The organism is Paenibacillus psychroresistens (assembly GCF_009728935.1).
GTDB lineage: Bacteria > Bacillota > Bacilli > Paenibacillales > NBRC-103111 > Paenibacillus_AC > Paenibacillus_AC psychroresistens.
In genome coordinates this window covers 5,491,157-5,507,140 of the sequence record NZ_CP034235.1, presented here as the reverse complement: position 1 = coordinate 5,507,140, position 15,984 = coordinate 5,491,157, and the positions used below count along the sequence as shown (strand labels likewise).

14 protein-coding genes and 1 pseudogene are annotated in these 15,984 nt (G+C 34.9%); 12 read left to right on the top strand and 3 right to left on the bottom strand.

Annotated features, from left to right (window positions below):
• Positions 1-99: 99 nt before the first annotated feature.
• Positions 100-252: pseudogene (locus tag EHS13_RS25270) on the top strand (LuxR C-terminal-related transcriptional regulator); the annotation flags it as partial.
• 192 nt (positions 253-444) lie between these two features.
• Here EHS13_RS25270 and EHS13_RS25265 read toward each other — a convergent pair.
• Positions 445-1,836, bottom strand: coding sequence for an S-layer homology domain-containing protein (locus tag EHS13_RS25265; protein WP_155703040.1), 1,392 nt, complete (start codon positions 1,834-1,836; stop codon positions 445-447).
• Positions 1,837-2,201: 365 nt separating this feature from the next.
• On the opposite strand from EHS13_RS25265, the gene EHS13_RS25260 reads away from it, so the two are divergent.
• Positions 2,202-2,918 (top strand): metallophosphoesterase, encoded by a 717-nt coding sequence (locus EHS13_RS25260; protein ID WP_155703039.1) that lies wholly within the window; start codon positions 2,202-2,204, stop codon positions 2,916-2,918.
• A gap of 429 nt (positions 2,919-3,347) precedes the next feature.
• On the opposite strand, the gene EHS13_RS25255 is transcribed toward EHS13_RS25260, so the two are convergent.
• Positions 3,348-3,914, bottom strand: coding sequence for a hypothetical protein (locus tag EHS13_RS25255; RefSeq protein WP_155703038.1), 567 nt, complete (start codon positions 3,912-3,914; stop codon positions 3,348-3,350).
• Positions 3,915-4,115: 201 nt separating this feature from the next.
• Here EHS13_RS25255 and EHS13_RS25250 point away from each other — a divergent pair, with 201 nt between their 5' ends.
• The 10 genes from EHS13_RS25250 to EHS13_RS25205 all read left to right on the top strand — a co-directional run bounded on the left by EHS13_RS25250 (position 4,116) and on the right by EHS13_RS25205 (position 13,549).
• A complete protein-coding gene (locus tag EHS13_RS25250; protein ID WP_155703037.1) occupies positions 4,116-4,346 on the top strand; it encodes a helix-turn-helix domain-containing protein in 231 nt (76 codons plus the stop codon).
• A complete protein-coding gene (locus EHS13_RS25245; RefSeq protein ID WP_155703036.1) occupies positions 4,343-4,507 on the top strand; it encodes a hypothetical protein in 165 nt (54 codons plus the stop codon). The genes EHS13_RS25250 and EHS13_RS25245 overlap by 4 nt, the downstream gene beginning before the upstream one ends.
• A 32-nt stretch (positions 4,508-4,539) precedes the next feature.
• Complete coding sequence (locus tag EHS13_RS25240) at positions 4,540-5,400, top strand: phage replisome organizer N-terminal domain-containing protein (protein WP_155703035.1); 861 nt, start codon at positions 4,540-4,542, stop codon at positions 5,398-5,400.
• Positions 5,401-5,428: 28 nt separating this feature from the next.
• Positions 5,429-7,651, top strand: a complete 2,223-nt coding sequence (locus EHS13_RS25235; protein WP_155703034.1) for an FtsK/SpoIIIE domain-containing protein — start codon at positions 5,429-5,431, stop codon at positions 7,649-7,651.
• 15 nt (positions 7,652-7,666) lie between these two features.
• Positions 7,667-8,407: a hypothetical protein gene (locus tag EHS13_RS25230; protein WP_155703033.1), complete on the top strand. Its 741-nt coding sequence runs from the start codon at positions 7,667-7,669 to the stop codon at positions 8,405-8,407.
• A gap of 255 nt (positions 8,408-8,662) precedes the next feature.
• Positions 8,663-8,803, top strand: a complete 141-nt coding sequence (locus EHS13_RS25225) for a hypothetical protein (protein ID WP_155703032.1) — start codon at positions 8,663-8,665, stop codon at positions 8,801-8,803.
• 140 nt (positions 8,804-8,943) lie between these two features.
• Complete coding sequence (locus EHS13_RS25220) at positions 8,944-9,501, top strand: hypothetical protein (protein WP_155703031.1); 558 nt, start codon at positions 8,944-8,946, stop codon at positions 9,499-9,501.
• A gap of 28 nt (positions 9,502-9,529) precedes the next feature.
• Positions 9,530-9,757, top strand: coding sequence for a hypothetical protein (locus EHS13_RS25215; protein WP_155703030.1), 228 nt, complete (start codon positions 9,530-9,532; stop codon positions 9,755-9,757).
• A 289-nt stretch (positions 9,758-10,046) separates the two neighbouring features.
• Entirely contained in the window at positions 10,047-11,651 is a 1,605-nt protein-coding gene (locus tag EHS13_RS25210; protein WP_155703029.1) for a recombinase family protein, read from the top strand.
• Between the two features lie 203 nt (positions 11,652-11,854).
• Positions 11,855-13,549, top strand: a complete 1,695-nt coding sequence (locus EHS13_RS25205; protein ID WP_155703028.1) for a hypothetical protein — start codon at positions 11,855-11,857, stop codon at positions 13,547-13,549.
• A 780-nt stretch (positions 13,550-14,329) separates the two neighbouring features.
• On the opposite strand, the gene tnpC is transcribed toward EHS13_RS25205, so the two are convergent.
• On the bottom strand, positions 14,330-15,913 hold the full coding sequence (gene tnpC, locus EHS13_RS25200) for an IS66 family transposase (RefSeq protein ID WP_155698874.1): 1,584 nt from the start codon (positions 15,911-15,913) through the stop codon (positions 14,330-14,332).
• Between the last annotated feature and the right edge of the window lie 71 nt (positions 15,914-15,984).

Below are 15,984 nucleotides of genomic sequence, written 5' to 3'. Positions count from 1 at the left end.
TGGTAAATGCACCAAAGATTGGGGCACTTCATACTATAAATTTGACTGTATCCCTTTACCTGTAACCCATATTAATCCCGAGCAAGGAGGGGTGACACATTGAAGGGTAGCGACCATAAAAGCAAGTTTTTATTAACACATCGTGAACGCGAGGTCTTCGAACTACTGGTACAAGACAAGACGACAAAGGATATTGCGCAGTTATTATTTATTAGCGAGAAAACCGTGCGGAATCACATTTCCAATGTAATGTAGTTTGAAATACACAGAAAAATTAAATTGTCTTGGAATACAAACTAATCATATTTTATGAAAAAAGAAGCTTTTCTAACGTTCAATGAACGCTTGAGAAGCTTCTTTTAGAATATAATGCAACATTCTTAATGGGGATTGGGATCATTTATTAGTTTTCAGCGAACCTGTCATTTCAATAATTTTTTTGAACTAAGGGTTAAAAACCCCACCTGCAACAAATATACTTCCATCATCTACTTTTGCATAGAATTGTATAGATCCTTCCTGACCTTGATTTCCTCCATCTGCGAACCACCCCCAATATTGTCTTGCGACTCCCTTTTTGTATTCGTCAGCATAATATCCAGGTTGGAGATAACCAAAACGATTGATAAATTTTGGTTTATACTTCGGATAGTTTGTTGGAAGTCCATTAGCGATTGCTACTTTGTTTGTAATTTCACCTAAAGGACTCTGAAACCAATTATGTGTACTGTTAGAAACGACCATGTCATTAAAATTATCGGTTGTAGCTGTAATTGTGGATAATGTGAAAAAGTAATGTACACCTTTTTGTGGAAAGAGATAAAAATCATTTGATATAAACATTTTGCCATAAATTCCTGTATAGTCCGTTTTAGATCTAATATCTACTGCGATTAAATAATTGAGTACTACTGTTCCTTGTCCAGACACTGTTAATTTTTTATCTCTGATATTTTTGAATTCTCCAACGTATCCATCAGTATATTGACCGTAACGCATTGGGGTAATTGTAGTTAAGTTAGTTCCAGTTGTCCCAACTTCTCTTAGCTCACGTAAGCCTAAAAAATCATCTGCTTTTTTGCTTTCTACGTCTATATACCTTAACAGAATTGTCGCAACCTCTGCTCTAGTGATATTTTTGTCGAGACCAAATGAAAAATCTGGATAACCGCTTAATAAGCCAGTGCCTAACATAAGACCAACTAATGGAATATCGTTGGGTTTTAGAACACTTTTAAACATTTCACTGACTGGAACGTATGTATTTTTCATGTCCAATAATGATTGCTTATAGTCTTCACTATTACTAGATAAACCGTTAGCTAACCATCTCGATATCTCTCTTCTAGTGATCGGCGTATCTGGTGAAAAACCATTAGGATAGTCTGATGCCATAATAAACCTTAAGGATACATCTTTCTGCACATCATTAAAGCTCCAATGTCCCATTACATCCTCAAAAGGTATATCTATTGGTTCTAAGACAGTTTGCTTTGTAGCACGGCTTAAGAAGGTGGCAAATTCGCCTCTAGTGACAGGATTGTTTGGTTTAAAAGTTCCTTCAGGATAACCTTTTAAGAGTCCTTTGCTAAAAGCACTTTCTATAGCAGGTTTAGCCCAATGCTTACTGATATCGTTAAATGATCCGTTTGGATTAAACGGAGTTGGTTCAGGTGTAGATTTAGGAGTAACTGCTGGAGTAAGTGTAAGTGTAGGTGTAGTCTCTACTGTTGGTTGAGGAGTTAATGAATCTTCTGCAAAAGAAGTTCCAAGTAGTGTGAAGGAAAATAGTAGAACTAAAATAAGTGCTTTTGATAATACTTTTAAGTTTGTCATTGTTTACTCCTCTGATATTCATTTTAGAATGATTCTCTAAGTTTTTATTAAGCTAGATTAAAGCCTGGAACTTTTAATAATACGCAATTACTTTAACATTATATCCCAGCTATAAATAAGGGTAAAGAAGGAATCTATGTAAGAACTTTTGTGTTTTCTGAGAAGTCATGTTAAATTTGGAAATGTAGTGAATATAGTTAAACTGATATTAAATATGGGAATTAGAATCTGATAAACTTCTTCATATTATGTTTCTCGTTAGTGGAAGGTAAATGTTAAAGTGGAGACTTAGTTTAATAAAAAATAGACGAACATTACTATCGTCCTGTTTTATTGATTAAAGTCGATATGTCAAAGGAGTGTAGATGATGGGTCGTAAATTTTTTATTTCTGATTTACACGGGGAGTATATCGGACTTATTAAATTGCTTGATCATGTTTGCTATGACCCAAAAACTGATCAATTAGTGTTTGGTGGAGATCTAATTAATCGTGGAAGGCATAGCGGTCAGTTACTGCAAGAGGTAAAAAGGTTACAACAGACTTATCCAAAAAATGTTTTTGTCTTACTAGGTAATCATGAAGAAATGATGATCAATTATATGTGTGGAACATCTAAATTATGGCTTGCTCATGGAGGGTACGAGACTATTCTAAGCTTAAATGAAGTATTTAGGGATGAAGCAGGGATGCAGGATTGTCTAACATGGGTGAGAGGATTGCCTATTGTGTTTGAGGACGATAAATTTGTGTACACTCATGCTGGTCTTGATCCGGCATTTGGGATATTTGAGCAAAAACGTGATATTATTTGGATAATGAATTTTTTTGATTACAATTTGCATCCAAGAGAGCAACTAATGAGAGTGACCAATGGTAAACCAATTATTCATGGTCATAATCCGATTACTTTGGAAGATTTAATATGGGACGGAGTAACGATGAATTGTGATCTAGGATCACACACCGCAGATTTACTTGTAGATCGTAACTTAGGGTTATTTGACTTAATGAATAATAATGTATATGTATATCGAACTTCTTCTCGGCTGATTGAGTTGCATGAGCTAATAAAAATCTGATTCATCGGAAAATACATTGATAAGGTGCTACAAAGTTGAAGGGGTCTCACCAACATTTTACATGTTGGCGCGACCCCTTTTTAAAATTGTTTTTCCTCACTTCGAAGAGTTGGGAAATAACGTGCAGTTTTTAGTTACATGAACACATTAATATGCGTACTTCGGCGATCAGTTTTGTTTCACTATCGAACACCTGAACGTACAGGGAGGAACCTAGAAATTAAAAGTGGAGTTTACAAAGCTAATTACATTAAAGGAGGGACAATAAAATGAATCATGAAGATGATGTAATAGGCTTGGAAATTGACATATTGAGCAGAGCAACTTTTTTTCCATGATAGCTTTGTAGATATTGGTATGACACAAAAAACAACCAACCAGTTAAGCATAGGTTGGTTGTTTTCGTTGTATTAACTTGTAGATATTGAATTAGTTAATGATATTTCCAAGTAGTTTTTTGATCTTTTCTAAAGCATTTTTCTTTATTTTCTTGGATTCTTCAGATCCGATATTGGAGATAGAAATTAATGCTTGTAGAGCAGTTACTGCCTCTAAATCACTCATGGTAGAAATGGTAATGTCTTCATCATTAAGTTCCTCTGTAGGTATAGTGTCCATTGTTTCAAAGTAGGATAATTTTGTTTCGGTAACTTCATTAAAAATCGAAGCAACAAGTAGTTTGTTTTTTTCTCTTGTGAATCTCCTCCATTCATGATCGTCCTGCAATCGTTTAGAAAAAAAAGAGATATCTCTTGCTGAGAATGTTTTATTCCCTATTTGTAACTCATGAATTTCGATTTTTAAATAGAGCTTAATTTCCTTGCTGCAAATTGACTCTATTTTGATTTTTTTATAGTTAAATTCATAATTAAATTTCATTACGGAATCTATGATATTTTCTTTCAATATTGGATCTTTAAAATCCAACATCTTACCTTCTGTATTTGGGGTTCCCAGTTTTAAGACCAGATAGAAAATGTGGAAATTAGGAGTCATTTAATCTATTCCTTTCTGTTTAAGGGTTATTACAAGTATAACATAAGTGTAATAAAGATGAAATATTGTATTGTATTGATATATTGTTGTATTAAGTTTTTAACATAATTTTAAAGATATTATAATTGTATTAATTGACACTTTGATTTAAAGGTGGTAGTATACACTCAAACGATAACAAAGTTGTAAGGGAGTGAATATATGACGAATACAGTTGATAAAGAGAAAAAAGAATCATTTCACGATCCTATTGTATTAGGTATTACTTTAGATGTTACAGATCTTCAGCGAATCCTTAGAGTTTCAAGAGCTCAGATTTACGCATTACTTCAGAGAAAGGAATTTCACTCTGTGAGAGTTGGGAAAAACTACAAAATTTCAAAAGACGTTTTTTTTAAATGGTTTCAGGGAAAAGGGGAGGGGATCTTATGAAAAAACTCACTATTGTTATCATTGGAATTTTTGTAATGATTATATTTCTAATCAGCCATGATAATTTTGATCACATTATAAACCAAGCCGCAGATGCAAGTATTCATGCTGGTATTTCAATGGCAGATCGAATTCTCGAAAATATACTTGGACTTACCTGAAACAATTTATTTGTTAAAGAGGAGCAGTCGCTATGAGTGAAGTCAAGTGGATAAAAATCACAACAGATATGTTTGAACACGATAAACTAGATTTTATTTTAAGTCTTCCAGAAGCTGATGCAATAATAATTGTCTGGATTCGTCTTCTTACATTGGCTGGTAAAACAAATATTTCAGGATGGATATTTTTAACTGAAAATATCCCCTATACGCAGGAAATGTTATCGCACAAGTTAAGGAAACAGCCGAACATAGTTAAACTAGCATTAGAAACACTCAAGAGATTGAAAATGATAGATTTTGAAGGCGAATCTATCAAGATATCCAATTGGGAAGAATACCAAAATATAGAGGGGTTGGATCGTATTCGTGAACAAAATAGGTTGCGAAAGCTTAAGCAACGAAGTAAAAAAACCTTAAAATCAAGTGAAAATGTGTCACGTGACAGTCACGCAATAAATAGTGTGACAAATCACGCAGCTTCACAACGGAATCACACATTAGATTTAGAACTAGATTTAGAACTAGATTTAGAACAAGATTTAGAACAAGATTTAGAAAGAAAAGAAGATGAAGATGAAGAAGAGAAAAAGGATGTTTATTGCAAAAATATAAGAAAAGTTCTTTTTTTTGAGAAAACGACCCTTTCAAGATCAGAATACTGGCTCATTGAGGAGATCTATCAAAATAAACTACCATTAGACATTGCAAAAGAGATAGTTAAGGCTATTGAACTAGAAGAAGTGGATGCAAATGTCTTTTTCAAGGTGATGGACATAGGTAGTAAGCAGCTCAAGCAAAACAAAATTCATAACTTTTCGAAATGGTTAATTGGAGCATTAAGAAACGAGCAAGTGATGCTTGAAATGACTGGAGAGGTATATCGTAACTAGGTTAATTGAAGATACGAGGAGGTTCAATATGGTGAGAAAGTTGAATTTAGGAAGAGTTCTAGTTTATTTACAAAAATCAGTAAAAGTAATTTCAATGATTTTATGTTTTATGTTCCATGAAGAAGAGCAATCCAAGCGAAACCGCATAGTACGTGTTTACACAAATAAGTGCAAAAACTATTTAGAAGAAGCTGGAAAACGTCTACAAAGTTTAGCTGGACAAAAGGTAAGGGGAGAAATATCGTTCGTGAAGCAAACGAATAACGAATCGTTAGAAAAGCAGATTGTCAGAGATGTTGAAACTATTATGGAGGTGACTGATTCAAGATCTCCGTACTTCATGCCAAGTAAATTTCAAACAATAGGCATGGGCTATGGGGGATATACATTTAAGAACAATATCATCACAATTATTACAGCTATTTTAATTTCATATCCTTTGACACAACTAATATTGCTTTCTTCTCCACCAGAATCTAATTCAGCGATCTCTACTATGGTATCAATTACACCAATCATTAGCATTATTCTAAGTTTCTTCAAAGGTACTTTTTTCGCTAACAAAGCACTAGATATCTTTGCTAAAGATAGTCTGTTCACTCAAGAAGCATTCGAAGCTAAAATATTACCTTCACTTAAAAATGCATATCACTGGTTAGAAGTCTGTTATAAAAAGGAAAATCCATATGTGATCAATGGCTTGAGAGACAGGCAATTTACAAAAATAAATGCTAATAGTAAATATGAAGTAAAACCACTCAGTGACAACCCAATTGGTGACATTTGGCGTGACTTTTTAAAGGAAATATTAAAGCTATCAGATAATAAAATCCTTGTGCCTGAATATATAAAGGAAAATAATTCGGAAGAAATTCACCTGTTTAACATCCGTGGTGTGGATGAGAATGATCTTAAAAAAGCATCATCCAAAATCGAATCTTATACAAGGTTATACATCCAAGACATTATTGCAAATTACAGGTCAATCGGAGATGTGGCGATTGTACTGAGTCGTTACAAACGATCAGAGGATGAGCATTCAGTAGCTGAAAACATTCTAGCTTCGAATCAATCAAGTTCTTTACAACAGGCTGCTTTTGTAAATCCATTGAATTCAGAATGGAAGAAATTAATAACCTTCAACTTTTCTAGAAATGCAGATAGATATGAAACACCACAGGTTCTTGATACTGGTGAAGGAACTGAGCTTCATATTATGAAGATCAAAGGTATCACTTCTGAGATGTATCAAAAAATCGAATCGAGTATTGAATCTGAGCTATGTAAGCGAGTATATTTTATCCATTTTGACTATCAAGGGATTGGAAATACAGGGATAGAGCTTGTTAACAGAGAGCTTCCTTCTATGATCAATTATAGAGATTGTCCAAATCCTAAAGATGGACAAATCTTACTGGGTAGAGATATTAAAGGCTTTATTTACTGGGATTATATAAATCAGCCTCATGCTTCTATTGTTGGTATTACTCGGAGTGGAAAGAGCCGTAATGTACAAAATATAATCCGTCAGATCCAAGAAAAAGGATACATGATGTGTTTTGCGGACTTTAAAGACGGGGTTGAATTTAATCATTATAGAACAAAAGGTTATAGCATGATTGATGATCCTATAGAATTTCCAGCTTTCAGTACCGCTTTGACAAAAGAAATGACAGCAAGATCAATTCTTTTTAAAAACCATCATGTAACGACATTGCACGAGTATGAACGGAAAGTTACAGATCATCCAAACATGCATAAATTACCCAGGGTATTTGTATTTGTAGATGAAGTCGCCACTGTTATGAAACATTCCGATAAAGAAGTTTCGAAAGTGTCTAGTGATAATATAGGTGAATTATTAAGAAAAGGTGGAGCATTTGGAATCCATGTAATCCTTATAACACAAAGTCCAGATGCCGAATCTGTAGGTGGAGCAACAAACCGCAGAAATTTAGGATTAATAATGTCTAGTCGCCAAGACAGTAGAGGTTCTGAAATGATTTTTAAAGATGATCGGGCCTTTAGGAAAATCCCTTCGACTAACTACATGGGTATGTTTATTGCTCTTGGGGCTACAAGTGAATATGTATTTAAAACTCCATATATGGATTCTAATGAGTTTAAACAAATTGTACTAAACCATTGGACAAACCCTTATATAGGATATCAATTAGGAAAAGTATATGAGGTAAAAGAAGAGTTAAAAATGTCAATTAATGAAGAAGTCATCTGGACACCAAAATTTTAGGGGGAGTGAATACTTTTGGAAAATAAAATGGAGAAAACACTCAAATTCACGCAACTTAATCAGTTAGATAATTCAATTATGGGGATTCTAGAGCAGTTTGGGCATGCGAAATCTGGGGATATCAAAAAACTCCTTCCGTCCTCTACTACTAGAAGTTTAAATAACATTCGAGGCAGGCTACGCATCCTTTATAAAAATTTTGGATATCTTGATGTCCTGCATGAGCAGCAAGGCAAGATATATTCCTTAACATCTAGAGGCTATTCGGCATATACGAGAAAGTCCCCACAATCTAAAGATTCAAATTTAAGAGGTATCTCGCATCTCTGGATAGATTTGGCACGTGTTAGATGGGTGCTGGATTTAAAGCAAGACCCTACAACAGGAGATACATACACATCTGGTTTTGAAAGTAATCAAACGATTCATGAAAATGGTATTGATCTTTCTATGTTAGATGCGTTTATGAAAGGACAGGTGAACAGATTTTTAGTAGTGGATACAGAAAATCTATCAATTCATACAAGTGCAACAATGGAACGCATAAAGAAATTTTTCGATTCTTTAAATCACTCTAAAAGAAAATCGAAGGAAATAGAAAGTCTTAATGAACAAGATAATAGAATACCTAGTTCAATTCAATTAGATGTAATTTCATTCTATCAAAGTAGAGCGGTTGATATCGAAGATTTTATTGTTGATAACAAATGGACAGCCAATGCAAGGGTACTAGTACACCCTTTAAACTCTAGTTAATCGGTAGATACTTTACTGTTAATCACTGTTTGAATTAATACTATAAAATTAATGGACAGTTATTAAATTAGTTAATTTTCTATTAATGAAATTGATAATTACCTGTTAATTTAGCTGAAAGAGCAGGTTTTCACAGTTTAAAACGCTTTGAATCTTATATCTGTGGCTATGTATTATGAGTAAGGGGTATGTAAAAATATTAGTTTCAAAAGCTCAATAGAATAATTGCCATTAATGATTATAGGAGGAGAATAAATGATTATAGAAAAAGTAGATTGTAATGTTTGCGATGGTAGAGGTCATATCCACAGCTCGTTTAATGAAGGTGACCTTGAATGTTGGAATTGCGATGGTAAAGGTGAAGTTCGGAGTGAAGAATACGAGAAAGAGAACTAGTTGGAGTTACTAATTTAATAAATTAATTTTGTCCTTGAATAAAAACGCAATCTTAAGGTAATTTACTACCGTTTAATGGATCTATTGGTTTATATGAGCAATTCAAAACACCAAAAATAATAATAGGGAAGTGATACTGAATGAAAAAAGTATTAGCACTGATAATAATATTTCTTTTGATAAACGGCAACCAACAAGTATTTGCTGAGGGAAATGCTGAAGGTTTAAATGAAGTATTCTCATTTTCATGGAGCGAGCAGATAGCAACAATTAATGGTGATGAAGATAACCCAAGTTCTTCATTTATTTGCGCCTATGTTAACGATGAAATACTTTATATTCCAGTTTTATTATTAAAAAATAAGCTTTACGTATCTACTTCCATCCTGCTCCAAATACTCCCAGAGGACATTAATATAATCAACAAACAGGATGCATCAAATAGAACACTTCAATTTTCAAGAAAAGGTAATATAGTTCTAGCAGAAAGATATGGCAATCTCGTTAATAATGGTGTGATTAATTCTAATGTGCCTTACGGAATGATTGTAGTAGTGGTAAGTGGTACTTCAGACGATTTTGTACCAATCCGTGAAATCTTAGAACCATTAAATTTTGATGTCCAATACTCTGAATCATATGGGTCAAAAATGGTTAGTGTTAATATGAAAGTAGATAAAACAAAGGATGAGAAGTAGGTAATAAAAAGGAGGGTTTAGAATACACATGGAGACCCTAATAAACTGCGTAGAACGATACGTCCAACCGGAAAACGATTTGATTTGTTGGAAGATGCCAGATATAAGTAATAAAATGGCAAATGAAATTAATAGCTGGTATGTAATCCATATGGTCAATACTATACAAATTTATCGTGATACTGAAATTCCTAAACATGAAGATTGGGAATATGGCGACTTACCAGAACCAGTAGTGACAATATGGAGATGGTAAATTAACTTTGAAGTAATCCAACATACTATCCGTCGCAGTACGAATATGTATAACTAAGCAGATATTTAGGGAGGTCTAATTTTTATGCGAATAAAATCCTTTCGAATCAACATTAACTACGGAGAGAGTAGTTTAGATGCAATAGTAAATGATCTTGCTAAACAAACCATTATACAAAATATAACAGGTTTCATTGATCCGCATATAAGAGCAAAAAAAATACCGTCATTCGTACGAGCAATAATGTAATCATTCTTTTTTGTAAACTTGGCTTACGAGGAGGGGAGTTATGGACGAATCCATTACAGCCCTATATGTAAGGGTATCAACAACAAAAGACTCTCAAAAGGACAGTCCAGAGCATCAGAAAGGGCTGTGTGAAGAGAAGGCTCGAATCCTCGGTCTTCAAATCCTCTATACTTATGAAGATCGCGATACAGGTACTTCTATTGTAGCTAGGACGGAAATTCAAAGACTTATTACTGAAGCCAAACAAGGTAAATTTAGAACTATTATTTTTGCCAGTTTAAGTAGGTTTTCGCGTGACACATTGGATTCTTTAAACTTAAAGAGAATCCTTGTAGATGCTCTACACATAAGAGTAATTAGTATTGAAGAAGGTTATGATTCCCGCATTGATAATGACGAGTTAAAATTTCAAATTATCAGTGCTGTGAACCAAAAATTAAGTGAACAAATTAGTTTAAGTTCAAAACGTGGTATCCGACAATCAGCAATGAAAGGTAATTTCACAGGTTCATTCGCCGCATATGGATATAAAAAAACAATAATTGGTGAGCGCAAGACGATTGTTCCAGACGAAAAAACAAAAGGTATAGTGGATTTAATTTACGACTTATATATCAACCATAATATGGGCGATAAATCTATAGTGAATTATTTGAATGAAAAAAAGATTGCTGCATATAAAGGTGGAGTTTGGGGATTATCGAGTATTCAAAGGATATTGACCAATCAAGTTTACACTGGAAGAAATATATTTTGTAAATATGAAACGACAAAAGTTTATAACGACATTAATAATTTATCAGATCGCAGCAAGAAACAGGTGCAGCGCAATAAAAGCCAGTGGGAGAGTAGCAATGAAAAAACACACGAACCAATCATAGCAGATGAATTATTTCAGAAAGTCCAGGCTATGCGTTTATTTCGTGGCGGTGGTAAACGAGGTGGTATTAGAGCATCAAAAAACGTTTTTGCTGGCATCATCTTTTGTACTCATTGTGGATGTGCCATGGTAAGTATGAAATCAACCTCTGGTAGAACTAAAAGCGCAGCAACAGAATACCGCTACTTGGTGTGTTCTAAGCGAAGACGACAAGGCGCTACTGGCTGCGATAATTCTTTTTGGCTACCATACAAGCCATTTCGTGATGAACTTATTAATAACATATCAGAAATCTTAGGTCGTCAAACCTCATTATTAAATTTGTTCGAACAAAATAAAGGATTGATTCTAATTGATGCTGATCAGTCTATGAAGTATATTACTGACACTGAAAAGAAGATTGATAAATATCGTGAACTTCTTTTTGAAACAAGGAAATTACTGATGCTTGGAGAGATGGACGAAGCCCAGTATTCTTTTGAAAAACAACGATATGAGAAAGAAATAAAAGGCTTAGAGCAACACTTAGGGGAGTTAAATGTTAAGAAGCAAAAAAAGAACGATATTGAGGATTTATACGAAGAAGTCAGAGATGCTCTTGATGACCTTATCTCTCTTAATTATGAAGAAGAGGATGAATTTATGGAGTTGAAAAGCATCTTAGTAAAGTTAATAGCAAGAATAAGTGTTGATTGGGAAGGAAATATTGAAGTAAAGACAACATTTGGGATTAATTTAAGCGAAATCCCATCTTTAAAAATTTAGGACTAAATTAATATGCAAAACACAAGCATTTTTGGGTTAAACCAATATGCTTGTTTTAAGCCACTTCGACATTCAATATATGGACGAAGGAAATGTAGTAATTAATAGAGTAGAGGGAATCTTTGAAATAGTTTGTAATAAATCGAACGAAAAGTAGACAAACACTTTCAGCAATTATAATCAATTTTAGGAGGGTGATTGCCGTGAAATATTATCAAGACCTAGACAAGAATGCAGATGTTAGAGTCATGTATCTTCCTCGAAGAAATTTTTACAATCTTAAAGATATCAAAACGAAAAAGATATTAGTGGTTCACAGGAACTTGAAAATTTTTGAGGAAATGATGAACTTGTATTTTGAAAATAGAAAGAAAGATCAATTAATATTTGAAAATTATAAAGTCGCATATGGAATGGGCACTTACTATGAAATATATTTACATGGAAAGCTTGTCTGGGAGGGGAAGCCAAGGCTAAATGCTGTTTTGAATGCTCATAAAATCAGTAGGGAAAATAATGTTGCATATGACGGATCAATTGATTTCAATCATGTCGATGAAGGTTATATGAATAATGTTGATGATGGTATTGAAAATGCTAACCTTGTAATTGCTTTAAAGGGTAACAATCTTTATTTAACACCCCATATAGGAATTAACGGAATTTCGATTGCAAAAAGTACTCAACATTCACATTTGGGGCATTTAATGATCGATGTCAAAAAATTTCACTCATCGATGGAGAATATGTATATAGGAACGTCACTACCCCTTGATATGCTATTACGATCAATTAATGCGGAAGAATATTCCGAAGCCTTGAGAATTCTTCTGAATGACATTACCGATCTTTCTGAGAAAGATGGTTGGGGTTTAACAATTATGGTGCATATCGTTAGATTGTTGCCGGATTCGTTACCCCTATTGATAGCAGCTTTAATAAAAGGTGCTGACCCGATTCAACCATATCAAGACATTTTTGAAGAAAGTACAGCGTTTCTTTCTTTAAGTATGGAGAAAAAATTAGCTCAGAAATACCTTCCATTTTTTATTCCATATGTGATTGGTAGAGAGTATTTCACTCAAAATGGCGGGGAAGGCTTGTTCCTCTGTATTGCACATCTTAACAAATCTATTGTTAATTTATTTGTCGAAGCAGGTTTCAATTTTAAAGAACGTAATTTCTGGGGGAATGATGCCAGAGCGTATGCAACAAGTGAGGATACTCTGAATTACTTTACAAAGTTAGGGTTAAAATCTTCAAATTTTCGGGATCAGGTTTATCAATGGGAAAGTGATCCAAGTCAAATAACTGAGTTTGAACAAGTATTTAATTCTCTTCAGCAATCCATTGAAGAAGAGGATGAAGCTACAACGCTTCGAATAATTAAGTTGTTCAAATTCCTTGGAGAAATTGATAGATTAAAAAACTATAAAGAAAAATTATTTGGTATTAATATTTTCGAATTCGCATTGCAGAATACTCCATTCATATTTTTAATAATGTTAGATGAGGTTGGCATGACAGTGATCGAAGCAGAGGATACAAAATTGATTGCATCTAATTATTTCGAAACTGTTATACAAATGACATACGATGGTTCATTAGAGCAATGTAAACAATTATTTGAAAATGGATATGAATATCGAAATACTGAAAACTCTAGATGCTTCTTCACTATTCAATATGAACGAGATAAATTTTCAAAAGAAAAATTATTATTTCTAAAAGAGATAGGTTGTAAACCTCTTGTTACACATATGATTGGGGAAGAAAAACAAGTAGAAGATTTTGACCAATTTTATAAACGCATGATTGATATTAAACTATCATTTCATAATAAACTTAAGAAATATTATGAAGATTATCGGGAAATTTTTTTTAACGATTTAACTTAGCAATTTCTGAGTTAATTCTTCTATCTATTACTAATTAGTAGTTGAGATTCTACGATTACTTGAAGAAATGGATAAGAAATGCTAAACGTATCGAACACATGAACCAAATGATCTAGATTTACTATTCAAATGAATACTTTCGTTTAGAAATTCCGTATTATGCAGTTGATGTCAAACGGATACATGAAATATTAAATTCCATTTTCTAAAGGAACAAAAGGAGAGAAACAGTATGTAAAAACAGGGTTGACCAAAATTTCTTTAATCGATTTAATCAACAAAAGGAAATATTAATAAAAATAGAAGGGATGATCAAATATGAGTTTTACTATAATTGGATTACTAGATCCAAAGGTTGCAAAGACGCATGGGAGTCAATTACCTCCAGAGGGTGAGCGTACACTTCGAAATGTAATGTTGAAAATTGATTCAGAGGCCAAACTTGATTATGGAGTCGAGAGTTTTATGATTTTCTGTACGAGAGAATGGACTATACCCGAACACCAGGGGTTGGGAAAAGAGTGTAAATCACGTTCAAAATATTGGGAAGCGATTTGCATCAAGTCTTCACTGTTTAAATTAAAAGTAAGGTCTGATAGGATGCTAAACATTAATGGATAAATGAAATGATTCGTTAAACAAGGAGTCGATCATTCGACTCTTTATTTAGTGTATCATAATTCTATGAGATAATTTTTTATCCGATTGGATTTCTTTTTTGTATTCTATCTATGTAAGCGTAAAACAGCCCCCACCTTGCACAAGTACAAAGGACGGGGACTAAGTGGTTTTCTTATTGAATACACGACAGGTCAGAGGCAAAGTCTGTGACCAGGGCAATAGCATATCTAAAGCTTTCGTGTCTTTTGGGTCTTCTAAATTGGGGAGTTTCTCAAATAGATAAGTCAGGTAGATCATTGGATTTAATCCATTCTCTTTAGCCGTTTCGATCATACTATAGATCATGGCACTTGCCTTTGCACCGCGAGGCGTATTGCTGAACATCCAGTTTTTTCGACCGATGACAAAGGGCTTAATCGAGCGTTCGCTTCGGTTGTTATCGATCTCTAAGCGACCGTCATTCATGAAAGTCTCGAGCTTCTCCCATTGGTTTTGGCAATAAATAATTGCCTCCCCGAGTTTACTCTTGGGTAAAACGCGAGATCGCTGTGTACGAAGCCATGCTGAAAAAGCATCCAGAATCGGGCGACTACGCGCCATTCGAATGGTTGTACGCTCTTCAGGTGTAGAATCCTTAATCTCTCGCTCAATAGCGAAGAGACGGTTGCAGAAATCTAAACCTTCACTGGCAGTTACAGGAGTGGATCGTTTAGGATCCGGTAATGCCTGCAGGGCCTCATCAAATTTGCGACGGGCGTGAGCCCAGCAACCGACTAAGGTCACATTCATTATCTTGTGGTATCCCGAGTAACCGTCAACATGCAGGTAACCTTTGAAACCCGTTAAAAACTTGCGCGGGTGTTCCCCTGCTCGTGTTGGCTGGTACTCATAGATAATGATAGGCGGACCTTCGCGCCCGGTACGATAAAGCCAAAGATAAGACTGGCTCTCTGCAGATCGACCTGGTTCTCGCAGCACCTGCAAGGTCGTCTCATCTGCATGTAGAATGTCCTTTTGAAGCAGATGCTCGTGCATGCGTTCAACCAGCAATCGCAACCAAGTATCTGCACCATGGATCATCCAATTGGCTAACGTCTGACGGGACAAGGCTACGCCAAGTCGTGCAAACTGCTGCTCCTGACGGTAAAGGGGCATGCTTTCTACATATTTTTGGCTCATGATGTAAGCCATCATCGAGGAAGAGACTAGGCTTCCCGGATAAACCGGACGTGGCATCGGTGCTGTAACCACAGGTGTCGTGGTCGCCTCGACCTCACAGCGACGGCAAGCATAAACGAAACGCACATGCTTCACGAGCTTAATTTCAGCAGGAATAAGCTTCAGTTCTTGGCGCGTTTCAGTGCTCATTTCATGCAAGTTTCCACCGCAGTATGAACAAGTTTGTTCTTCTTCGGACAAGCGGTACTCGATCGTCTCTACAGGTAAATTCTCAACCATGGCCTCTCGTTGTCCGCTTTGTTTCTTGCGGCTGTAGGTAACGGATTCCAACGTTGGTTCTTCTGCAGCGGGATTGGCATCCGACTCGGCTTCGTTAAAGAGATCCAATTGATCCGGATGCGTTCGTTCACTTGATGCACCGAATTGTTTCTTCTGGCTGAGACGGAATTGCTCCTCGAACCAAGCCAGCTTCGCAGACAGTTCGGCGTTTTGTTTGGCCAGTTTTATATTTTGTTGTTGTAACTCTTCTATTGTAGGGTGGGACGTATCCGTTGTGGTTTCCATATCTAACTTTTTCGACCTAGCTCACCGTTTTCCTTTCAACAATTTTGTCAAAATCTCGAACTTCCTGTTCC